This window comes from Corynebacterium sp. MSK195, from assembly GCF_030228885.1.
GTDB lineage: Bacteria > Actinomycetota > Actinomycetes > Mycobacteriales > Mycobacteriaceae > Corynebacterium.
Map to the genome: position 1 here is coordinate 33,794 of NZ_JASPGT010000011.1, position 23,239 is coordinate 57,032.

Annotated in this window: 19 protein-coding genes; 14 read left to right on the plus strand and 5 right to left on the minus strand. The window is 58.4% G+C overall.

Features of this window, described 5'->3' with window-relative positions; translation table 11 throughout:
* Nucleotides 1-65 precede the first annotated feature (65 nt).
* Nucleotides 66-1,040, plus strand: coding sequence for an MDR family oxidoreductase (locus QP909_RS10045; protein WP_284767135.1), 975 nt, complete (start codon nt 66-68; stop codon nt 1,038-1,040).
* An 89-nt stretch (nt 1,041-1,129) separates the two neighbouring features.
* On the opposite strand, the gene QP909_RS10050 is transcribed toward QP909_RS10045, so the two are convergent.
* Nucleotides 1,130-1,588 carry a MarR family winged helix-turn-helix transcriptional regulator gene (locus tag QP909_RS10050; RefSeq protein ID WP_284767136.1) on the minus strand — a complete coding sequence of 153 codons (459 nt, stop codon included), beginning with the start codon at nt 1,586-1,588 and terminating at the stop codon, nt 1,130-1,132.
* A 333-nt stretch (nt 1,589-1,921) separates the two neighbouring features.
* Here QP909_RS10050 and QP909_RS10055 point away from each other — a divergent pair, with 333 nt between their 5' ends.
* The gene (locus QP909_RS10055; RefSeq protein WP_284767137.1) at nt 1,922-2,563 is read left to right on the plus strand and encodes a hypothetical protein; all 642 of its coding nucleotides are present in this window, start codon (nt 1,922-1,924) and stop codon (nt 2,561-2,563) included.
* Here QP909_RS10055 and leuS read toward each other — a convergent pair whose 3' ends face one another.
* Nucleotides 2,564-5,410 (minus strand): leucine--tRNA ligase, encoded by a 2,847-nt coding sequence (leuS, locus tag QP909_RS10060; protein ID WP_284767138.1) that lies wholly within the window; start codon nt 5,408-5,410, stop codon nt 2,564-2,566.
* Between the two features lie 173 nt (nt 5,411-5,583).
* On the opposite strand from leuS, the gene QP909_RS10065 reads away from it, so the two are divergent.
* Both QP909_RS10065 and QP909_RS10070 read left to right on the plus strand, forming a co-directional pair.
* Nucleotides 5,584-8,157, plus strand: coding sequence for a hypothetical protein (locus tag QP909_RS10065; protein ID WP_284767139.1), 2,574 nt, complete (start codon nt 5,584-5,586; stop codon nt 8,155-8,157).
* A 10-nt stretch (nt 8,158-8,167) separates the two neighbouring features.
* Entirely contained in the window at nt 8,168-8,800 is a 633-nt protein-coding gene (locus QP909_RS10070) for an MOSC domain-containing protein (protein WP_284767140.1), read from the plus strand.
* A gap of 426 nt (nt 8,801-9,226) precedes the next feature.
* On the opposite strand, the gene QP909_RS10075 is transcribed toward QP909_RS10070, so the two are convergent.
* Entirely contained in the window at nt 9,227-10,438 is a 1,212-nt protein-coding gene (locus QP909_RS10075; RefSeq protein WP_284767141.1) for an MFS transporter, read from the minus strand.
* 271 nt (nt 10,439-10,709) lie between these two features.
* The gene (locus QP909_RS10080) at nt 10,710-12,191 is read right to left on the minus strand and encodes an NAD-dependent succinate-semialdehyde dehydrogenase (protein ID WP_502868656.1); all 1,482 of its coding nucleotides are present in this window, start codon (nt 12,189-12,191) and stop codon (nt 10,710-10,712) included.
* 323 nt (nt 12,192-12,514) lie between these two features.
* Between QP909_RS10080 and QP909_RS10085 the strand changes: the two genes are divergently transcribed.
* Genes QP909_RS10085 through trpA form a run of 6 tightly spaced genes read left to right on the plus strand, consistent with a single transcriptional unit; the run spans nt 12,515 to nt 19,204 of the window.
* Nucleotides 12,515-14,032, plus strand: a complete 1,518-nt coding sequence (locus QP909_RS10085; protein ID WP_284767143.1) for an anthranilate synthase component 1 — start codon at nt 12,515-12,517, stop codon at nt 14,030-14,032.
* Entirely contained in the window at nt 14,029-14,676 is a 648-nt protein-coding gene (locus tag QP909_RS10090; protein ID WP_284767144.1) for an anthranilate synthase component II, read from the plus strand. The genes QP909_RS10085 and QP909_RS10090 overlap by 4 nt, the downstream gene beginning before the upstream one ends.
* 2 nt (nt 14,677-14,678) lie before the next feature.
* Complete coding sequence (gene trpD / locus QP909_RS10095) at nt 14,679-15,713, plus strand: anthranilate phosphoribosyltransferase (protein WP_284767146.1); 1,035 nt, start codon at nt 14,679-14,681, stop codon at nt 15,711-15,713.
* Nucleotides 15,713-17,119 (plus strand): bifunctional indole-3-glycerol-phosphate synthase TrpC/phosphoribosylanthranilate isomerase TrpF, encoded by a 1,407-nt coding sequence (gene trpCF, locus QP909_RS10100; RefSeq protein ID WP_284767147.1) that lies wholly within the window; start codon nt 15,713-15,715, stop codon nt 17,117-17,119. Before trpD ends, trpCF begins: the two co-directional genes overlap by 1 nt.
* Nucleotides 17,120-17,132: 13 nt before the next feature.
* Nucleotides 17,133-18,338, plus strand: a complete 1,206-nt coding sequence (gene trpB, locus QP909_RS10105) for a tryptophan synthase subunit beta (RefSeq protein ID WP_284767148.1) — start codon at nt 17,133-17,135, stop codon at nt 18,336-18,338.
* Entirely contained in the window at nt 18,338-19,204 is an 867-nt protein-coding gene (gene trpA, locus QP909_RS10110; protein ID WP_284767149.1) for a tryptophan synthase subunit alpha, read from the plus strand. The genes trpB and trpA overlap by 1 nt, the downstream gene beginning before the upstream one ends.
* Nucleotides 19,205-19,272: 68 nt before the next feature.
* Here the strand turns inward: trpA and QP909_RS10115 are convergent, their stop codons facing one another.
* Complete coding sequence (locus tag QP909_RS10115) at nt 19,273-20,484, minus strand: dicarboxylate/amino acid:cation symporter (RefSeq protein ID WP_284767151.1); 1,212 nt, start codon at nt 20,482-20,484, stop codon at nt 19,273-19,275.
* Between the two features lie 192 nt (nt 20,485-20,676).
* On the opposite strand from QP909_RS10115, the gene QP909_RS10120 reads away from it, so the two are divergent.
* The 4 genes from QP909_RS10120 to QP909_RS10135 all read left to right on the plus strand — a co-directional run bounded on the left by QP909_RS10120 (nt 20,677) and on the right by QP909_RS10135 (nt 23,226).
* Nucleotides 20,677-21,147, plus strand: a complete 471-nt coding sequence (locus QP909_RS10120; protein WP_049377776.1) for an SdpI family protein — start codon at nt 20,677-20,679, stop codon at nt 21,145-21,147.
* 339 nt (nt 21,148-21,486) lie between these two features.
* Nucleotides 21,487-21,708: a hypothetical protein gene (locus QP909_RS10125; protein WP_284767152.1), complete on the plus strand. Its 222-nt coding sequence runs from the start codon at nt 21,487-21,489 to the stop codon at nt 21,706-21,708.
* Between the two features lie 85 nt (nt 21,709-21,793).
* The gene (locus tag QP909_RS10130; RefSeq protein WP_284767153.1) at nt 21,794-22,159 is read left to right on the plus strand and encodes a Rieske (2Fe-2S) protein; all 366 of its coding nucleotides are present in this window, start codon (nt 21,794-21,796) and stop codon (nt 22,157-22,159) included.
* A gap of 101 nt (nt 22,160-22,260) precedes the next feature.
* Nucleotides 22,261-23,226, plus strand: a complete 966-nt coding sequence (locus tag QP909_RS10135; RefSeq protein ID WP_239278991.1) for a bile acid:sodium symporter family protein — start codon at nt 22,261-22,263, stop codon at nt 23,224-23,226.
* Nucleotides 23,227-23,239 lie beyond the last annotated feature (13 nt).

The window sequence follows — 23,239 nt, forward strand, 5'->3', positions numbered from 1 at the left end:
ACAAGCGAGCCTGAAAATTCTCCGTGAGATTCGCTGTTAAATGGCTGCATCACATTTAACGTACGATGGTGAGCATGAGCACTCTACTAGTTACTCGCAACGAAGATAAATCCGTTACGACCTCCTTCGAAGAGGGAGAGTTCCTCGGCGAGGGCGACCTTACGGTTGATGTTTCTTATTCTTCCCTGAACTACAAGGACGCCATGGCCATCGCTGGCGACCGCGGCGTCATGCGCACCAGCCCACTGGTTCCGGGCATCGACGTGGTCGGCACCGTTGCCGAGTCCAACGTGGAACGACTCCCGGTTGGCACCCTGGTAGCGTCCTTCGGTGATGGCCTAGGCGAGTTCCGCCACGGTGGCTACACCCCAAAGCAGCGGGTGAATTCCCAGGCAACCGTTGCGCTGCCAGCAGACTTCACCGCAGAGCAGGCAGCCGCCGTGGGAACCGCTGGCTACACTGCCGCCCTGTGCGTTAATTCGTTGCGCGGGCTTCCCGATGGCCCCGTCCTGGTCACCGGCGCCACCGGTGGCGTGGGCTCCATCGCCGTGAATCTACTGTCCAATGCCGGTTACGAGGTCCACGCCATGACCGGCCGCCCAGATGACTACGCCCAATACCTCCACGAGCTAGGCGCCCACACCATTGTGGACCGCGCCGAGTTCGCCGAGTCCGGAAAGCCCCTGCAGAAGGCAACCTATGCCGGTGCGATTGATACCTCCGGCTCCCACGTCTTGGCTAACGTATTGGCCCGCACTGTATGGGGCGGCACCGTCGCCTCCACCGGTATGGCCGCCGGCCCAGACCTGCCCACCACCGTCTTGCCGTTCATTCTGCGCAACGTGCACCTCGCCGGCGTTAACTCTGTCGACGCCCCGCTGCACTACCGCCAGAACGCATGGCAACTGCTCGCACGCAAGCTGGACCGGTCCATCCTTGAGTCCCTGACCAATACGATTCCGCTGTCGGATGTTGTCGGGGAATCCAAGTCCCTCCTCGAGGGAACCCACCACGGACGCACCGTCCTCAAAATTTCCTAGGCTACTCCTAGACACTCTTTCGCGGCACCCGCCTTCTTGGCGGGTGCTTTTTGTATACCCGTTTGTAGGAACGGTCACCCCGCGACGCGCTAGCTTTCCGACGTCCCCTCTTTAACTACCCCGCGTAGCAACGTGCGGGATATCCTGCCCAAGGTTTGTAGGTCTTCGTCACTAAGGGTGCCCACCACGATCTCTTCGACTGTGGCAGTATGTCGCACGATCGCTGCGCTGAAAGCAGCACTTCCCCTTTCCGTCACAGTGACTTCAACTGCACGGGTTCCTAACTCCGGCGCCTCGCGCCTGGAAACCAATTTTCGGGACTCCATGCGCACTAACTGCCGATGCAACCGCGACTTCTCCCACCGAAGCTCCGCCGCCAATTCATGCGGGCGTGTAGAAATCTGGCGCCGACGATTCAGCACGGCCAACACCGCGTAATCTGCCTCGCTCAATCTAGAGCCACTCTGCAGCTCCCCAGAAAGACGTGCGTGGAGCGCTTCTTGCATGGCAACAAAGTCACCCCACGCCGCACTCTGCTCCACGCGCATCGCATTCCTCCTTTGGTTCTCCTTCTATCAACAGTCTATACTGCATCGTTGATCTAGCAACTCATTGGCTTGTCGAGAGTTGATACACCAACTCCCACTACTGCACAGAGATGTGAGTCTACGAGAGCAACAATTTCACCAACCCATACCTTTGCTACCAAAATCACTTTAATTTTCCTTTTGAATACCTATTCGCTGAAACGCACCATTGTTTGAGAAGATATGTTCTTGCCTTAAAAATTAAATAGTGAAGTAAATACTCGCGGCAAAGATGCGAGTGCGAAAGCAATGACCGCTCCGGCAGAGCAGACCACAGCGTTTAGAATGGCAAGCATGGATAAGCTATTTAGCACGTGCGGTTTCGACTTCGCGGATATGGAAGAACTCATTGCGGAGCTGCCTAACGACCACGACATGTGGGAGGCGCCCGGGTTTGATCGAGTGCTATTCCACGCCGACCCGTCCGACATGGCGGTCACCGCTATGGAGTACGAAGGGGAGTGGGCCGCAGTTCCTTCCTACCGGGGTGGGGAAGAGGCACCGGGCACGATATATCGCGCAACGCCTTATATCGGCATAGTGGAAACGGGGGATTTACAGTTCGCGGCGTTGGCGGATGCGCCCTTCGCCCTGCCGGCAGGCAACCCAGTCGGAGGAGAAAAGCTCCAGGGACAGGTGCGGCCAGCGGTTGTGGCATTGAAGTACGAGGTAGGGGAGCCGGAAGAGTTTTCCTTGACTTCGCCTGCTACCGAGCGCTTCCACCGAAACTTCAAGCCCAGCATGCTCAACCCGCAGGTGGAAGTGGCGGGGACTATCGGGGGCGTCGCCAAGCACAGCAATGAGCTGGGCATGGGGGAGTTTTGGGTATGCGACCTCGACGGCCTCCCGCTCATTGTGAACGAGAAGCTGGAGGTAGGCCAGGGGATCCGGACGCACGGCATTGCGCTGTGCGCCACGGAATTTTGGGACGAGTAACTACTTGACCACGAGGTTGACCATGCGGCCCGGAACGTAGATCTTCTTCACTACGTTCTTTCCGCTGGTCAGATCAGCAATCTTCGCGTCGGCGAGGGCAACGTCAAAGACCGCGTCCTGGTCCGCATCAGCGGCAACGTTGATGCGAGCCTTGACCTTGCCATTGATCTGAACCGGCACCTCGATCTCATCATCGACCAGGTACTTTTCCTCAAAAGTGGGGAAGGGCTGGTAGGTGATGGTCTCGTCATGGCCGAAGCGCTGCCACAATTCCTCCGCAATATGCGGGGCAATGGGGGAGACCAACTGTGCGATCGGCTCCACGGCGGCGCGCGGGGCCTCGGTGCGGTAGGTCTTAGTCAGGTAGTTGACGTACTCGATGAGCTTGGCCACCACGGTATTAAGCCGCAGATTCTCGTAATCATCGCGCACGCCTGCGATGGTGCGGTGGAGCTGCTTGAGGTCATCCTCGCTCAAGGCGGCGTCGGTAGTGGCCAGCTCGCCGGTGTCCTCATTGACGGCTAGGCGCCACAGGCGCTGCAAGAAGCGCTGGGAGCCTACGACGTCCTTGGTAGCCCACGGGCGAGACGTATCCAGCGGACCCATGGACATCTCATAAACGCGCAGGGTATCGGCACCGAAGTCGCGGCAGATATCGTCCGGAGCCACGGCATTCTTGAGGGACTTGCCCATCTTGCCGTACTCCTGATTGACCTCTTCGCCGTTGTAGTAGAACTTGCCGTCCTTTTCCTCTACTTCAGCGGCCGGCACGTACACGCCGCGGGCATCCGTGTAGGCATAGGCCTGGATATAACCCTGGTTGTACAGGCGACGGTAAGGCTCTTGGGAGCTAACAAAGCCCAGGTCAAAGAGCACCTTATGCCAGAAGCGAGAGTAGAGCAGGTGCAGCACGGCGTGCTCTACGCCGCCGACGTAGAGGTCCACGCCGCCCGGGTCCTGCGGGCCATGCTGGTCCGGACGCGGGCCAGTCCAGTAGCGCTCGTTTTCGATATCGCAGAATGCCTCATCATTGCGAGGATCGATATAGCGCAGCTGGTACCAGGAAGAACCAGCCCACTGCGGCATAACGTTGGTATCGCGGAAATAGGTCTGTGGACCGTCGCCCAGGTCCAGCTCTACCTCGACCCAATCGCGCACCTTTGCCAGCGGTGGTTGTGGCTCGGAATCCTTGTCCTCGGGATCAAAGGAAACTGGCTTATAGTCTTCCACCTCTGGTAGCTCTACCGGCAGCATGGATTCCGGCAGGGCGTGGGCAAAGCCGTCCTTGTCGTAGACGATGGGGAAGGGCTCGCCCCAGTAACGCTGGCGGGCGAAGAGCCAATCGCGCAGCTTGTACTGCACCTTTTCGCGGCCAGAGCCGTCCTTTTCCAGCCATTCAATGGCCGCGGCAATGGCCTCGGCCTTATTCAGGCCGTTAAGATCCAGGCCTTTGTCGTTGGAGGAATTAACCAGCGCGCCGTCCTCGGTCCAGGCTTCTTCCTCCACGTTTCCGCCAGAGACAACCTCCGTAATAGGTAGGCCGAAGGCCTGGGCAAACTCGTAGTCACGGGTGTCGTGCGCCGGAACTGCCATGATGGCGCCGGTGCCGTAGCCGGTCAGGACATAGTCCGCGATGAAGATCGGGACCTTCTTGCCAGAAACCGGGTTGGTGGCATAAGTACCCAGGAAGACGCCGGTCTTTTCCTTGTTCTCCTGGCGCTCCAGGTCGGACTTGGCGGCAATATCGGTGCGGTAGGACTCCACGGCCTCCTTCGGATCATCGTGGCCATAGGTCCAACGCTCATCCACGTCATCGTCATAAGGGATGGGGGAGAGGAGGGCGTCGACAAGCTCGTGCTCCGGCGCCAGCACCACGTACTCGGCACCGAAGAGGGTATCCGGGCGGGTGGTAAAGACCTCGATCTCGTAGCCCTCGGCAGGGAAGGAGACCTCTGCGCCGCGGGAACGACCGATCCAATTGCGTTGCATGGACTTGACCTTGTCCGGCCAATCCAATAGCTCCAGATCATCCAGCAAGCGATCGGAGTAGGCGGTAATGCGCATCATCCACTGCGAAAGGTTCTTGCGGAAGACCGGGAAATTGCCGCGCTCGGACTTGCCCTCAGCGGTGACCTCCTCGTTTGCCAGCACGGTACCCAAGCCCGGGCACCAATTCACCGTGGAATTCGACAGGTAGACCAGGCGGAATTCATCGATGGCCGCGGCCTTTTCCTCTTCGGTGAGGTCCTCGTAGTAGCGGCCATCCTTAGTGGTGCGCTTATTGGCCTCCAGCTCCTTGATGAGCTCTGCAATGGGGCGCGCCTTCTGCTGCTCCTCATCGAACCAAGAGTTATAAATCTGCAGGAAGATCCACTGCGTCCACTTGAAGAACTCCGGATCGGTTGATTCCACGGAGCGGCGCGGATCGTGGCCCAGGCCCAACATGCCCAGCTGGCGGCGCATGTTTTCAATATTCGCCTCGGTGGTGGTGCGCGGGTGGGTACCGGTCTGGATGGCGTACTGCTCGGCCGGCAGGCCGAAGGCATCATAGCCCAAGGTGTGCAACACGTTCTTGCCCAGCATGCGGTTATAGCGGGCATAAGTATCGGTGGCGATATATCCCAGTGGGTGTCCCACGTGCAGGCCCGCACCGGAAGGGTAGGGGAACATATCCTGCACATTGAGCTTTTCCTTAGGCAACTCGCCCGCATCGGTGGCGAGCTCGCCTACCGGGTTCGGGGCATTAAAGGTGCCATTGTCTTTCCAGTACTGCTGCCAGGTCTTCTCGATCTGGTTCGCCAGCTCCGGGGTATAGCGGTACGAAGTGGAATCGCTCTGGGTAGTCATAATCACACAGTGTAATAGCCGCATCCCGGCGCGGGGTAGTTCGCTACGCTTTCCGCGTTCCGCATGGCACGCACACCCAAAATCCCCGCCGTAATCGCCCCCGGTTTTCGCATCATTTCCGCCGCTCGCAGCCAAAATGCAGATCTGCATGAAAATGTTCTAGGCTGGGGTAAATGAGCCAGGAGAAGTTTCGCAGCCAGCTATCATCTTTTGCAGACGCAGCGGTATTTCAGGGGATCCCGCACCTGCGCCTCTCCCCAGCTACCGACACATTGGAGCTGTACCTACCGGCCGTAACCGCAGGTTATGAGCCAGAAGATCCCCAGTGGACCGTGACCGCACAGCTGCTCAATGGCAGCGAGGACACCCGCAAGTTCTACTACGTGGAGGGCGAGGAGCCCGGCTTGTGGATCAGCATGCCACGGGCCTTTAGCCACCTCAGCGTCTCCTTTGAGGAGCACACAGTGGAATTCGCCGGCGTGGCCAATGGCGGCCTGTTGTTGGATTCCACCCATCGGCCAGTCGATACCACCACAGCGGTAGCCAAGGGCTCTTATACCTTCATCGCTCCCGCTGGCACGGAGCTCGCCAAGGCCAAGGTCGGCGAGGCCCGTCCCCACGGTGCATGGGAGGGCTGGACTATCGCCCCGGTAGAGGTCAGCCAGTCTTTCACCGTGGAGGTCCCGCGCCAAGAATCCGCAACCATCAAGGTCTCCGGCAGCCCTGATTTTGCTTGGGACATGGCCGTAAAGACGCTACCCAATGCCCATGGCCTAGATGGCGAACTGGTCTATACCCAGTCCCCGCGGATCATCGCCAATACGGATCTCAGCATGGAGCTGACCTATGTCCCCATTGGGGGGGAAGAGGAGGCCGTGCTGGAGGATGAACTACCGGAGGGCATCCACGAGGTGCTCCCCGCAGACGCCTTCGAGGATCCCTGGGTAGGCCGCTACCGCTTCACCCTGTACAAGGACGAGGAACTGGTGGATATCCAGTACCTCAACTTTGCGGAGTCGCTGCACATGCGTGCCAAGAACGAGGGCCCGCGCGGCACCAACTTCCGCTTTATCGACGCCCTGGGCAACCTTTCGCCGTTTAGCTATGCCTTGGCTTCTGCGCCGGGCAAGGCTATCCAGATGGAAAAGGGCCAGCGCGTCTTTGGCGGAGACGAAAGCGTGCGCGAGGAGACCGTCGGCAGTGAAGCCGGCTATGAGCTGACCTTCCAGGCGGAGCCGGCGACGATTCGCACCCGCGTCAAACGTACCGCGGCGGAGCCCGTAGATTACCTGGATAAGCAGGTCATCCTCGCGGACCAGCTCGATGCCGATGCACTTTTTACCATCCACTCACCGGAGCCCCTGCCGCTGGCAAAGTTCGTGGTTATTGATAAAAACCAGAAGATTAGGGACCTTGTCACCGCCAATGGCTCTACGGAGGCCGCCACCAGCCTGTCCGTGCCTAACCGCGCGCTGAAGTCGGCGCTGACGAAGAAGACCTCGCTGGAGCTCTACCTCCTGTGGTCCACGTTGTCCTATGAGGAATACCTCGAAGGACTGCCGGAAAAGGAGCGCGCAGCGCACCAAAAGCGCAGCTTTGAGCGTCGCGTCATGGAATATGAGGCCACCGCGGCCAGCGACCTCATTTATGCCGCCATCGCCACCGTGCGCAAGGCGCCGTTGGTCGCCCGCGCAACCATTGAGGACGGCATCCTCGTCCCCGAGCAGACGCATGAGGAGGAGGTAGAGCTGCTGGCTTGGGCGTGGCCGCTGGGCAATCCTGCGGGCGAGCCGCAACCGCTGGAACCCACGGAGGAAGGCTTCGAGCTGCCCGAGGAGCTGCTGAACGCCGGCCACCTCATCGTGGACTTCCGCGAGGATGAGCCGGCCAGCGACTTAGCCGCGCCACAGTACCCGCCGGCTAGCGCCCTCATCATCTTCCAGGACGGCGAAACCGAAAACACCGAAGGTATGTGGCCTACCTACGCGGCCATGCGCCGCCTCGCGCCCAAGGCCAAGGAAACCTTCGAGGGAATCATCAAGGAGATTGAGGCGGATCCGCGCGCCAGCATGGACGCCCTTATGGCCGCAGACTTTGAGCCAGGGCAGCGCATGCGCGCCTTTGTCCGCACCGGCTTGGTCTCCCGCACCTTCCGCCGCGAGGAGCCGGCCACCGAGCCTTCCTCACTCTTGGCCGCGCTTGCCGACGCCGCCCATGACTACGTCGAAGCCCACGGCTCCGCCTCCCTCGCGCGCGTGCCGTCCACCGGCGTCGACGATGTCACCCGCCCCATGCTGCTGATGAGTGCAACGGGCGAGGCACCTACGCCAGCAATGGACAGCGACCAGCTCTGCGATGATGCCCACCGCATCGCCGCACTGCGCGAGTGCTTTGCCAATGACCTTGCGCTCACCCGCCTGGGCACCATTTCTAACCTGCGTAGCACCGCAATGCAGCTGCGGGTGACGCTGCAACAGCTGGGCGTCGATAAGTCCGTCCTGCATACCCTGCTCGCGCTGGACGCCTTTGGCGATGGCAATTCGGAGCTCGGCGATTCCGCCTGGATGCCGTTTATTTCCTATGTCTTTGCCATCACGGCGCGCGGCGTGGCCAATGGCAAGCTGGCGGACCCTGCTTTCGCCGCCACGCTTGACGACGCCCTCCCACAGCTCGCCGAGGCCGTCTCCCTCGCCCCGCAGCTGTTCTACCGCGATATTCTCACCGCGGAGGCGCTCACGCTCAGCTAGGGTGGCAGGCATGCAGGTCATCTCTACCAATGTCGCCGTCCGCCGGCCGGACCCGAGCGGGCGGCATGAGTTCTCGGGCATCGACAAGCAGCCGCAGGACTTTATCGATCTGGCGGCACCCGGACCCCATTACGGCGATGGATCTGGCGTGCGCGGCGATATAATCGGTGACACCCAACATCACGGCGGCAACGATAAGGCCGTCTACGCTTACTCCCGCGAGGAACTGGATTACTGGCAATCTGAACTTTCCCGCCCGCTGACCTCCGGGAGCTTTGGCGAAAATCTCACCACGCAGGGCATCGATCTGTCTGCTCTGCTCATCAATCAGCGCGTGTGCATCGGTACTGCCGTGCTTGAGGTATCCGTGCCCCGCCAACCGTGTGCCACCTTCGCCGGCTGGCTAGGGGAGCGCGGCTGGCTCAAGCGCTGGACCGCGCGTGGCGACTGCGGCACCTACCTGCGCATCATTTCCCCCGGCCGCATTCGCCCCGGCGATGTCATTGAGCTGGATACCCCGCCCAGCCACGGCATCACCATGCGCATGGCCTTTGCCGCCAAGATGGGCGACCGCGCCCTGGCCCGGCGCGTTATCGATGCTGGCTGCCTGCCCACTCGCCAACAGAACTCGCTTCGCACCTAGTTACACAAGCACTTATAGTCCGCCATCAAGGTGCGCATAAGCTTCGCTGCCCACCGCCCCAACCTCTTAAGCGTTCCCATCAATTTCGGCAGTGCTCGAAAGATATCCGCCCGTCCCGCGTCCTCATATCGGGCTCGTCATTGCCCCGCCCTAGGCCTGCAGGCCAGGCACCCGTGGCTTGTACTCGGCGCTATGGGAAGCCGCAGAGGCCCACAGTAGGGACCGGGACCGTTAGTCGACACATCCCTGCACAGCGAGTCTAGACGCATACTCTACTTCCGGAACCGCAGGCCACGTCACGACGTTTAGCTTGCCAAGAGTCCAGCACAGTCTTCTCGCCCGGAGTGCGCGCATAACAAAAACACGCCAGCACTGAGTGCTGGCGTGCTTTACATGCTAAGTGCGAAGTAGGGGAGTGTAACTGTGCTACTCGCCCTTTTCAAAGCTCAGATGGTGCCCCTTCGCCTTAGGGAAACGGCCGTGCACAAAGAAGTAGTAGATAGCGGCGATGACCACGAGGCCCGCGAGAATGAGATACATCGTGTCGAAGCCCGTTGCCGCAACGATGGGGCCCAGGCCGAATGGAGCCAGGCCAATGCCGAGGTCCATGAGCAGGAACATGGTGGAGATGCCCGCGCCCATTTGCGCGGCAGGCACCGAGCGCACGGAGATGGCTTGGCAGGCGGGGCTGAGGGTGCCGAAGCCCAAACCGGTGCAGGCGCCCGCGACCACCAGCATGACGTCATTGGTGGGGAAGCCCATAAGCAGCAGCGCCACGACAAAGGCGGCCAAGCCGAGGTACATCACGGCATTATCACCCTTATGGTCCTGGATGCGCCCCAAGACGAAGCGCATGATGAGCATCGTGACCGCATAGCCAATGAAGAACAGCCCTGCGCCGGTGGCCAGGTCTTCCTTGCGTGCATAGGCGTTGAGGTAGGTAACCACGCCGGAGTAGGCGATGCCGACTAGGAGCATGAATAGACCGATGGGAACCACGTTGGGGTGTACGGCATTGCGCAGCCTAAAGGCCGGCTTTTCGGAGGAAACCTCGGCCGGATAGCGCAGCACCAAGGCCAGGATCAGGGAAACGATATTTGCGCCAAGGGCGACTGCAAATAGCGTAGTGTAGCCGATGTTATTGGCCAAGAACAGGCCGATAGCTGGACCGAACGCGGTTGCCAGGGTAGTGCCCAAGGCGAAGTATCCGGTGCCTTCCGCACGGCGCTCGTGCGGGATAACGGACTGCGCTACCGCCATGAGTGCGGTAGAGGTCAAGGCATAGCCCGCGCCGTGCACCATTCGCACGATAATCAAGACCGCAACATTATACGCAAAAAAGTACGCCACAGCTACAACTGTGACGAAGACCAGTGAAGTCAAGGCCGCCTTCTTGTGGCCCACGCGGTCCACGATCCAGCCGGAGAACACGCGCATGCACGTCGCGCCCAGAACAAAGGCACTGGAGGCGAAACCACCCACGGTATCCGATGCCCCGAAACTCTCTACCGCGTAGAGGGCCATGGTGGTTACGGACAGGTAGAAGACCAAGAACTGACAAAAATTAGCCACCCACGCGAGGACAAACGTAGGCGTAATCAGCGGCGGCTTAGCCGCTGCAGATTCTGTAGACGTCATATACTCACTCCAAATAACAAAAAGAAAATTCCCTCTCCACGCGCTGGCCATAAGGCCACGCATCGCAGATGAAGGAAATAGAAATTAAATTTTACGGAGAGGAACTATACGCCCCGCAGGCTGCAAAGGTTAATTGAAAAGCTTTCCAGGCCCTTACCGACGCCGCCCGTACACGGGCGGCTACCGACAATCGCTACACTTTGAACTGGAAAATGCTACGCACTGGGTAGGTAGCGTTGACTTATTCGCGCTTAAGAAAAGTTCTTGAATCCTAGGCGCCGGCATAAGGATCACGGATACCCAAGTACTGCACCGAGGTATATTCTTCAATACCTTCGGCGCCGCCTTCGCGCCCTAAACCAGAGTGCTTGACGCCACCGAATGGGGCAGCGGCATTGGAGATGACACCGGCATTGAATCCCATCAGCCCAAACTCGAGGCCGTCGGCAACGCGCCAGAGGCGATCGGAATCCTCCGTATATACATAGGAGGCAAGTCCGTACTCCGTATCGTTCGCAATCTCTAGCGCTTCCGATTCATCCTTGAAGGTTAGGATGGGCGCGACCGGTCCAAAAATTTCTTCCTGAGCCACGCGAGTTTCACGTGAAACATTGCTCAGGATAGTGGGCGCATAGAAGTGGCCCGCGCCCTCGCCGCGGGTGCCACCGGTGACAACGGTCGCACCCTTGTCCACCGCATCCTCAACCAGGGCTGCAACATTGTCGAGCGCCTTAGCCTCAATCAGCGGACCACACGTCACGCCTTCGTCCATGCCATTGCCAACGACGAGTTTCTCAAACTCTGTTGCCAGCTTCTGTGTAAACTGCTCTGCCACGGACTCGTGCACCAAGAAGCGATTGGCCGCGGTGCAGGCCTCGCCGATATTGCGCATCTTCGCGCCCATGGCTCCCGCAACCGCTTGGTCAATATCCGCATCCTCGAAAACAATGAACGGTGCATTACCGCCAAGCTCCATAGAGGTGCGCAAGACATTATCCGCGGCACCCTTAAGGAGGGTTTTGCCCACTGGGGTAGAACCGGTGAAGGAGAGCTTGCGCAAGCGGGCGTCGGCAAGCAAGGGCTCCGAAATGGCCGAAGCGGAGCTGCCGGAGACCACATTGAGCACGCCCTGTGGCAGGCCGGCATCGAGCATGGTTTGTGCGAAGTACTGCGTGGTGAGCGGCGTCAGCTTGGCCGGCTTCAGGACCATGGTGCAGCCCGCTGCAACGGCCGGAGCAACCTTTCGGGTGGCCATGGCGAGGGGGAAGTTCCATGGAGTAATCAATAGGCACGGGCCCACGGGCTTGCGGCGGGTAATCATGCGCAAGGTGCCTTCCGGGACAGGGGAGTAGCGGCCATAATCGCGCGTGGCTTCCTCACTAAACCACCGCAAGTATTCCGCACCATAGGTAACCTCACCTTGCGACTCGGCAAAGGGCTTTCCCATCTCAAGAGTCATCAGGGTGGCGAACTCATCGGCGCGCTCGTGTACCAATTCAAAGGCGCGGCGTAGAATATCAGCGCGCTCGCGCGGGGTGGTGCGCACCCACTCATCTTGGGCCACACAGGCAGCGTCGAGGGCAGCCACCGCATCATCAGAATTCGCCGACGACAGCGTGGCGATGGTCGCGCCCGTCGCCGGATTTTCTACGTCAAAGGTCTCACCGGAAGACGCGTCGCGCCACTGTCCGCCTATCAAAAGCTGAGTGGGGACCTTCGCTAGTAGTTCCTTCTGGTCGATGCTCATATTCATCACCTTTCTCCATTGCGTGAATGCACCCCACAGTACCGCGATTCGTTAGCTGGCTTTATTGGTTCTGCGCCAAGCACAAGCGCTTAGGGGGAGAGGGTGAATATTTTTATCGATTACCTGACAGGCTATAGAAATGTAGGTTAGTGTGACCGTTATGAAGAAGATGACTACTGCTTGGTGGTGGCGCGCGTAACCCGCGGGCCTTATTCCACATCCCATTTTTAGGCTCGCATTCTGCGGGCCTTTTGGCGTTTTAGTGCCTCTGCTCGCGGAAGCTTCCTATCCGTTTCCCCGTTCCCCACACCCATCGAAAGGGCACTGCAATGCCATACACCGCCACTCGCGACATCTCCTACGGCAGTGATGCAGCCGCAATCTTTGACGCCCTCGCACAACCGCACGACTCCCTACTTCTCGAAAGCGCGGACATTGAGACAAAGAAGAATCTCAATTGCCTCGCGGTCCTCAGGGCCGCCCTGAAAGTAACATGCCACGGCCAGAGGGTCGAGGTACGCGCTCTCACGGAGGCAGGGGAGTCGCTTCTTCCTTCCCTGGAGGAGCGGTTCCACCATCGCTTAGTTTCACGTGAAACTACCACCGCGGCTTTCGAGTTCTCGCTGTCCACACACCCCGACGAGCGGGAGCGGCTTCTTGCCGAATCTACCGCCGATATTTTGCGGTTCCTGCAATTAGAAGCCAACTATTCCTCTCCACTATTGCCGTTCCTTGGGGGCGGATTCGCCTATGACTACCTCGCTACTTTCGAGGAACTGCCCGAGGTTAAACCGGGGGCCAACACTTACCCGGACTATGAATTCTTGGTAGCCCAAACGGTCCTCGCAGTGGACCACCTGCAAGGGACTGCACACCTAGAAGGCTGGGATATCGACGACAAGCGCCTGCGGGAAGAGTTGGATTCTCTTGCCTCACTGCCGGCCGCCGCTCGTCCCGCGGCGCCCCAAAAGGAAAAGATCCGGGCGGTGGCGGATGTGGATGATACAGGGTTTCGGGCGGACGTCGACAAGCTTAAAAGCAATATTCACGCCGGCGATATCTACCAAGTAGTGCCCGCGCGCGCCTTCACCGTGGACTGCCCCAACGCCCTGGCTGCTTACCGGGCGCTGCGCGAGACCAACCCCTCGCCCTATATGTTCTACGTCCGCGGTGCCGACTATGAGCTCTTTGGCGCCTCGCCAGAATCGAACCTCAAATTCACGCCGGAAGATAGGCAGGTCCAGCTCTATCCCATCGCCGGAACTCGGCCGCGCGGGCTCAACCCGGATGGCAGCATCAACCATGAACTGGATATCCGCAACGAGCTGGACATGCGTACAGACCAAAAAGAGGTTGCGGAACACACGATGCTGGTCGATCTTGCACGCAATGACCTCGCTCGCGTGGCCGTGCCCCGCAGCCGGCAGGTAGCAGAACTCCTGCACGTTGACCGCTACTCGCGGGTCATGCACTTGGTCTCCCGTGTCACGGCGACGCTCCACCCGGACTTCGATGCGCTCGATGCCTACCGTGCGTGCATGAATATGGGGACGCTTACGGGAGCACCCAAACTTCGCGCCACCGAACTGTTGCGCCGCACGGAGGGGAAGCGCCGCGGATCCTATGGCGGGGCGGTGGGGTACCTGCGCGGCGATGGAGCCATGGATAACTGCATCGTCATCCGCTCGGCCTACGTCCAGGACGGAACCGCAGTGGTGCAAGCCGGCGCCGGAGTGGTCAAGGATTCCGTGCCGCAAGCCGAGGCCGATGAAACGGTGCATAAGGCCTACGCCGTACTCCATGCCATCGCCATTGCACACGGAGCCGAGTTGGAGGTACAGCGATGAGCTCGCCGCATATTGTCCTGCTAGATAACCACGATTCTTTTGTCTACAACCTCGTCGATGCCCTTGCTGGGTTCGATACCACCGTGTTTCGCAATACCGTAGCGGTGCACGACGTGCTGCGCGCACAACCCGACATTATTGTGCTTTCCCCGGGCCCCGGTCATCCACGGGACGCCGGCTGCATGATGAAACTTATCGACGCCACCCTAGGCACCACCCCGATCCTTGGCGTATGCCTCGGCTTCCAAGCACTACTCGAGCACCACGGCGGTTCGGTCGAACCGTGCGGCCCCGTGCACGGGAAGTCCATCCCGATGACCCTGACCGAGGCCGGCGTTATGCACCCCGTCTTTCAGGGCCTTGCCACCGATACTGAGCCGGACCAACCGGGTCACCTTGGTACGCAAGTTCCGGTGGCGCGCTATCACTCGCTTGGATGTACGGACCTCCCTCGGGGGATGCGTTGTCTCGCGCGTACGTCCACGGACATCGGAGAGGTAGCCATGGCGGCCGAAACGGACGACGGTAGGGCCCTCGGCGTGCAGTTCCACCCTGAGTCCATCCTCACTCCCCGCGGACCCCTCATGCTTGATCGTTGCATTAGTCAACTATGTATGCACACCACTATGGATATGGAGCACTAAAAATGAATCACGCACCCCTGCGTACCTTGCAAGCCTTCCTGAATAACTCTCAGCCCACCATGGAAGAAGCCATGGAGGTATTTACCCCCTTGGCTGTGGGCGACTACGACGATATTCATATCGCGGCGCTGCTTACCCATATTCGCACCCGCGGCGAGACCTTCGCAGACATTGCCGGCGCGGCCAAAGCTTTCTTGAAAGTGGGCTATCCATTCCCCATCACTGGAAAAGGACTCATGGATTCGGCCGGCACTGGTGGCGATGGCGCGAATACTATCAATATCACTACGGGCGCCTCCCTCATTGCCGCCGCCGGGGGAGTGAGGATGATCAAGCATGGCAACCGCTCGGTCTCTTCTAAGTCCGGATCGGCCGATGTCCTCGAAGCCCTGAATATCCCACTGGACCTAGACGCTGCCCGAGCAGTGCGCCAATTTAAAGCTTCCAACTTCACGTTCCTATTCGCCCCGGCCTACAACCCAGCGGTCGCCCACGTACAACCGGTGCGCAAGGCGCTAGGTATCCCCACCATCTTCAATACACTAGGTCCCCTCCTGTCCCCAGGACGCCCGTCACTGCAAATCATGGGCATCGCAAACCCAGCCCAAGGCCAACTCATCGCGGAAGTCTTTCGAGAGCTCGGCCGAGAGCGCGCCTTGGTCGTCCATGGTGCTGGAACGGATGAGATCGCTACCCACGGCACGACACAGGTCTGGGAGCTCAAGGACGGCGAGATTGCCTCTTACGAGCTCACTCCGGAAGACCTCGGCATCAAGCGCCGCGAGCTGACGGACCTTGCAGGCGGCGACGGCGCCGCGAATGCCCAAGCCCTCCGTGCGGTTTTTGCCGGCCGTGGCGAGCCCGCCCATTGTGACGCCATTGCCGCCACCGCCGGCGCGATATTTTACCTCAACGGGACCACGGAGACTATCGCAGCGGGAGTCACTCACGCCAAGGAACTGATCGGCAGCGGCACTGTTGAACAGTGGCTCACCCTTCACGAGAGCGCCAACTATGCAATAGGGGAGGAGAGTTAATGTCAGAGAATACTTTACCCACGGTGCTCGAGGAGATCGTCACCCAGCGCCGCACTCACCTGCCTGCACTCCGGGAGCGCCTGTCCCACGTGGACCTGGCTAGCGTGCCACGCTCGGAGCGTTCGCTTGCCGACGCCCTCCGTGGCACCAACCGCTTCATCATGGAGTGCAAGTCTGCCTCGCCGTCCCTTGGCAAAATTCGCGAGGACTATCGCCCGGGCGATATTGCCCGGATCTACTCTCGCTATGCCTCCGCCATCTCGGTGTTGTGCGAGCCCGATCGTTTTGGCGGCGACTACGACCACTTGCAGACCGTCGCGCTATCCACCCATGTGCCGGTGCTGTGCAAGGACTTTATTGTCGATCCCATCCAGGTATATGCCGCGCGCTATTACGGCGCCGATGCCATCTTGCTCATGATGTCTATCGTGGACGATGACACCTACGGTGAGCTCAAAGCACTGGCGGACGAACTCTGCCTAGACGTCTTGACTGAAGCCATCACCGAGGACGAAGTGGATCGCGCAGTGAAATTTGGCGTCGATATCATCGGCATTAACAACCGCAACCTCCACGATCTCAGCATCGACCTGGGCCGCACCGAACGCCTAGCCCGCCATGTTCCAGACGGAAAGGTGATCGTTTCCGAATCTGGAATCCGCGATAATGCCACCGTCCGCCGGTTAGGAGCCCACGCACATGCCTTCCTTGTAGGCTCACAGCTCACCTCCCAGGAGGACATCGATCGAGCGGCGCGTGACCTCGTCTATGGTGCCAATAAAGTATGCGGCCTTACCACCGCCTCCTCCGCACAAGCAGCCCGTGCTGCTGGAGCCCGATACGGGGGACTCATCTTCGCGCCGGATTCGCCCCGCAGTGTTTCACGTGAAACCGCACAAAGCATTATCTACGCGGAACCAGAGTTGGAGTACGTAGCCGTGACGCGCTCTACGGATATGGAGACCCTAGGAAGCCTAGCCAAGATCCCCGGCCTCAAAGTTCTTCAGCTTCACGCCCCATTCCAAGGCAGTAGGGAAGCAGAGCTGGAATTCCTTCACGGTGTTCGCGGCGGCGCTAACGGTCTTCACCTTTGGCGGGCCATCGACATGAATAACCCTGACTTCGCTTCCTTGACGCCGGACCTAGTACCAGAAGTAGAGGCCCTCGTCCTCGACTCCGGCAGTGGCGGGACAGGAACCACTTTTGAATGGCAGACGATTCCCCCTGAAGTGAAGGAAAAATCCCTCCTCGCCGGAGGACTCCGGCTAGACAACCTCGAAGAGGCACTGTCAATCGGCACGATGGGACTCGACCTCAATTCGGGTCTGGAATATACACCTGGAGGCAAGGACTCCTCGTTAATCGCCCAAGCTTTTGACACCATCCAGAACTACACACACCCATAGAAGGAAAAATACGATGACAGTTTCACGTGAAACGCTACTACCGGCATACTTCGGCGAATTCGGCGGACAGTTCGTCCCCGAATCCCTCATCCCAGCACTCGACCAACTTGAGAAGGCTTTTGTCGAAGCACAAAACGACCCGGCCTTTCGCAAAGAGCTAAGCACGCTATTGCGTGACTATCTCGGCCGTCCCACACCAATTACAGAGGCGAGGAACCTCGGGGGCAAGGCGCGCATCTTCCTCAAGCGTGAGGACCTCGTACACGGTGGAGCACACAAGACGAACCAAGTTCTCGGACAGGCACTGCTAGCAAAGCGGATGGGGAAGACACGCATTATCGCGGAGACCGGAGCGGGCCAGCACGGCACCGCTACTGCACTTGCTTGCGCGCTACTGGATCTCGAGTGTGTGGTCTACATGGGCGCGAAAGATGTGGCCCGACAGCAGCCAAATGTATTCCGTATGGAACTGATGGGCGCGAAGGTCGTCGCCGTCGACACCGGATCCGGAACTCTTAAGGACGCGGTGAATGAAGCCCTCCGTGATTGGACCGCCACTTTCCATGAATCCCACTATCTCCTCGGTACCGCGGCCGGACCCCATCCATTCCCAACCATCGTCCGAGAGTTTCACAAGGTCATCTCTGAAGAGGCTAAGGCCCAGATGCTTGAGCGCACCGGTGGGCTACCGGATGTAGTAGTGGCTTGCGTCGGCGGCGGTTCTAATGCAATCGGTATGTTCGCAGATTTTATTGAAGAAGAGGAAGTCGAACTCGTCGGCGCCGAACCTGGCGGCGAAGGCCTACACTCCGGCAAGCACGGTGCCACCATCAACAACGGTACGGTTGGCATCCTCCACGGCGCGCGCAGCTACCTCATGCGCAACGCGGACGGCCAAGTGGAAGAATCCTATTCGATTTCCGCCGGACTCGACTACCCAAGCGTAGGACCACAGCACGCGCACTTACACGCCAGTGGCCGCGCGCACTATGTCGGCATAACTGACGCCGAAGCACTCAAAGCATTCCAGCTTCTTTCCACTAAGGAAGGCATCATTCCGGCCCTCGAATCCTCTCACGCGTTGGCCTACGCCTTGAAGCGTAAGGACGAGGACATCACCATCTTGGTCTCCCTTTCCGGCCGCGGCGATAAGGACATCGACTACGTCCGCCACACCCTTGAGAACCACCCAGAGTTTAAGCTCCAGGAGAAGAACTAATGAGCACCCGATACGAAGACCTATTCCACTCACTACACAACAGGGGAGAGGGCGCTTTCGTCCCATTCCTCATGTTGGGCGATCCCACACCGGAGCACACGCTGGCCATCATGCGAACCGTCGTCGCGGCCGGAGCCGATGCATTGGAGCTAGGAGTTCCATTTTCTGACCCAGTGGCCGACGGCCCCACCATTCAGGCCTCCCACCTTCGCGCGCTCGACGGCGGCGCCACCGTAGATTCCGCCTTAGAACAGGTGCGAACAATCCGCGCGGAGTTTCCCGAGCTTCCCATCGGCATGCTCATCTACGGCAATGTGGCCTTCACTCGGGGTTTCGACCGCTTCTACGCCGAGTTTGCAGAAGCGGGCGCGGACAGCATCTTGCTTCCCGACGTCCCCGTGCGCGAAGGCGCTCCCTTCATCGCCGCAGCAGAAAAAGCCGGTATTGATCCAATATTTATCGCCCCGGCCCGCGCGACTGCGCACACCCTCGAGGGCGTCGCTCAAAGCTCACGCGGCTATATCTACGCAGTATCACGAGATGGAGTCACGGGTGCCGAAAAGGAATCTGAGACTATTGGGCTCGAAGATGTCGTCGCCAACATCAATAGATTCGACGGGCCTCCAGTACTGTTAGGATTCGGCATTTCCGAGCCGCAACACGTGCGCGATGCCGTGACCGCTGGGGCAGCGGGCGCCATTACAGGCTCCGCAATCACCAAGATAATTGATCGCCACGTTTCACGTGAAACAGACGCGAAAGGCAGGCCAGTGGAAGGAACTCCAGGCCGCATCTCCGATGAGAAAGCATTGCATAAAGAACTCGCCGCGTATGTAGCTCGTATGAAGGCAGCGACTCAAAAGTAGTCCTGAAGACGCGAAGGACCCCTTCTCAGCTATCGGCAGCTGAGAAGGGGTCCGAGTTAAGAAAGCCTCTAAGCGGTTGCTTCTGCAGGTTCCTCTTCAGTAGGGCCCTTTTTGTCGCCTGCGAACTTGTCCACGATCATCGCAATGGCGCCGTCGCCAGTAACGTTGGCGGCAGTGCCAACCGAATCGATTGCAATATAGGCCGCGATCATCAGTGCCACCATGCCATCGTCAAAGCCCATCATGTCCGCCAGTAGTCCAGCTGCGACCATGACCGCACCGCCAGGCACACCTGGTGCGGCAATCATCATGATCCCCAACAGGAAGATGAAACCAAGCCCGGTGCTCGTACTAATATCCAGATTCGCCATGTATACAATCGCAAAGGCATAGAGCGTCAGCTTAATCATAGAACCAGAGAGATGAATGGTCGCGCACAGCGGGATAACGAAGCTTGCCACCGGCTTCGAAATGCCATTCTTCAAGGTGGACTCCATAGACACCGGGATGGTGGCGGCAGAAGAGGAGGTTCCCAGTGCGGTGAAATATGCCGGCAACATATTGCGCAGTGCTTTGAAAGGATTCTTGCCGGTAATTGCACCAGCGATAATGTACTGGAGCACCAGGTAAACCAGAGTCATGACAACTGCCAGAACGAGGACCTTGGCGAAGGCCGAGAGCACTGAGCCCAAATTGCCATTCATGCCCAAGCCCAAAAACATGCCGAAGATATAGAAGGGCAGAATTGGCACTACAAAGCCCCAAATGACCTTGACTACTACGCTCTCCAATTCCCTTGTGACCGCATACAAGGTATCGGACTTCACTGTAGTCATCGCTACACCGATGCAGAATGACAACAGCAGGGCCGTCATGACCTCAAAAGGCGGCGCCATTTCCACCTCGAAGTACGGGGTGAGTGCGCCCTCATCGATATCGGAGACATCTGTAATCAGATCCTGACCACTGAGCATGGTGGGGTAGAGCCAGTGCGCAAGTACGTAGGCAAGAAGACCCGCAACAATCGTTGAGCCGTAGGCAATGCCTGCAGTAACACCCAACCATTTTCCGGCTCCCCGCCCCAGAGCAGCAATCGACGGGGCGATAAGCGCGAAGATGAGGACCGGAATAAAGAAATTGAGGAAGTTACTAAAGAGTCCATTGAAGGTGGCGAATACGCGGCCAAACCATTCTGGCGCGAATTGGCTCACCACCACGCCAAGGATGATGGCGACGATGATGCGGAACAATAAAGATTCCGAGAGTTTCTTGAGATTCATGTACTTACAATCAAATCGGGTGTTTCGCCCCTTGGTAAACAATTTCAAGGTGAAACAGCGCGGTACAGAGGCAACGGTCGATTCAATATCTATCGATTGACCTTAAATGCATACTACCCGACCGGAGGCATATTCAGAATACTTACCCCAGCCACGATTTTTATCTTGGCGCTACAAGGTTAAACTAAGTACATGATCGCTGTGGGAATCATCTTTTTAATCCTCGCCGTCTTTCTTATCGTCGTGGGAGCCTTGGCCTCAACCAAGCGCCTACCTGGAAATAGCTATATCGGCTTGCGCCTACAGGAAATTCGCAAGTCTCGTGAAGCATGGGACAATGCCCATCGCGTCGCCGGACCATTCTGGATCCTTAGCGGTGTCTGTCTAGTTTTTGGCGGCATCGTCGCGCTTCGTGCTCAAGGCTGGATGTGGCTCATCCCGATTCTTACTTTTGTGGCCGCTGTTCTAGCCCTCTCCATCGGTTCTAACCTCGGCTCACGTGCCGCGTTCCTCTACGAACAAGCACACGCTGATGAGGAGGGTTGCGGAGAATCCTGTAATTGTGGTTCCGACGGTTGCGGTGGGGAAGAGGCCCCCGCAGCATCCGCCCCCCAGGTTGATGTCGACGCGCTCCGTCACGCCGCTCGCGAATCCGACAGGTAGCCACGCACTGCTGCGCAACCAACCCCTTCTGGAGAAAGATTCATCTTCCGTCCAGAAGGGGAATTTTTGTAGCTATGGTATTCGTGTCGAACTATCTCCGAGCACTTCGTGTTAGTCACAGTGACCTTATTATGAAGGACTGATGCTTATCACTTTTTAGTAACTGTCGATATTTAAATCTAAACTATAATCTGGAATTAACCCATACTTGACTACTTCTATAGTTGATATACCGCATCTTTGCGATTCCTGCGAGAGAGGATAGAGGTTACGTAAAACTGCCATGGAGCCCTGGAAGGCAAGAACGCAACCAGCCTTTTGAAGGGCAGAATATAGTGCATGAAGAAAAGTACCGCCCTGGCGGCCATCGCCGCTTCAACTTTTGCGATCGGCGCTTACACTGAACAAGACCACAAAGTAACGACGCCCGTAGCAGAAGCACACGAACAGCAATCTGCCCACAGCATCGTTGATGATTTAGGAATCGAGTCCGGAACCTATGAACTTATCGCTACCTCCGATGGCTCTCCGGAGACGTGGGAGGGGCTCCTAGCTGACTAAGTGCAGAGTTTCACGTGAAACTATAATTTCAACCGGACAAACGGGAACGGCACAATACGTAAGACCGACAAGCTAGAGTAGAGGCATGATTAAGTGCTCCCGTCGAATGTTCTTGCTTGGAACCGCCACCACATTTGCAGGCGCCTACGCCGCGGCCTGTGGCTCCTCTCCGTCCGCAGAAATTGCCGCGACCGAGATTCCGATTGGCTGCGCTAAGATTGTCGATGGCGTGATCTTCACCCAGCCCAAGGCTGGCGAGTTTAAAGCCTACTCCCAAACCTGCCCCCACCAGCGCAATCCAATCACCGAGATCGATGGCATGACGGCAACCTGCACGGCACACAACACCTCCTACAATCTCAGCGATGGAAGCGTAATCTCCGGCCCGGGGCGCGATCCATTGGAAGAATACGAAGTTAAACAAGACGGCTCTAACGTCACTACAGCCTAAAGTGCATTTCCCGTGTGGTTTCACGTGAAACTACGCGGGTTGTGTATTCTTGGCCCGAGTATCTGCAGCATATGAAGACGAATCGGGTTTAAACTCTTAGCATGCTGCAGCGTTTGAAAAAGCCCGACCCGCTTATCGTCCTCATTATCCTGGCGGTCATCATTGCGATCATTGCACCAGCCCGCGGGAGCTTTGCCGACATATTCGGCCAATTAACAAACGTGGCCATCGCGCTACTCTTCTTCTTGTATGGCGCGAGGCTTTCCACTCAAGAAGCCCTCAACGGACTCAAGCATTGGCGGCTACACCTCACAATTCTCGCTTTCACCTTTGTGGTTTACCCGCTTATAGGCATAGCTCTGCGCCCACTCACCGCTGTCATATCGCACGACATGTACCTGGGCATCTTATTCCTCACGCTGGTTCCATCCACGGTGCAATCTTCGGTTGCCTTCACCTCAATCGCGAAAGGAAACGTGGCGGGCGCAATCGTATCGGCTTCTGCCTCAAACTTGGTGGGAGTAATCATCACTCCATTGCTCGTCATGTTCCTCATGGGAACTGGGGGAGGAGTTCACATCGATACGTCAGTATTCGGCGAAATCGCCCTTCTATTGTTGGCGCCATTTGTTTTAGGTCAGCTTACTCGGCGCTGGGTGGGGAAGGTTGCGCAAAGCAAGGCCACTAAGGTCGTGGACCGCGGCTCAATTGCGATGGTGGTGTATTCCGCTTTTTCCAAGGGCGTTGTGGACGGAATTTGGTCCTCTATTTCTCTGTGGGACCTGGCGTTCCTAGTTGTCTTCGCCGCGATCTTCGTCGCTTTCATGCTGTGGCTCACCAGAAAGGCAAGCCAAAAGATGGGATTCAACCGCGCCGATACCATCGCAATCGAGTTCTGCGGATCGAAAAAGTCATTAGCCACGGGGCTACCCATGGCCTCGGTCATCTTTGCTTCTGGCGGCGCATCCCTTGGGCTACTAATCCTCCCGTTGATGATTTACCACCAGGTTCAGCTGATGATGTGCTCATGGCTAGCGGCCCGCTACGCGCAGCACCCCGACACGTAACTACACTTAAGTG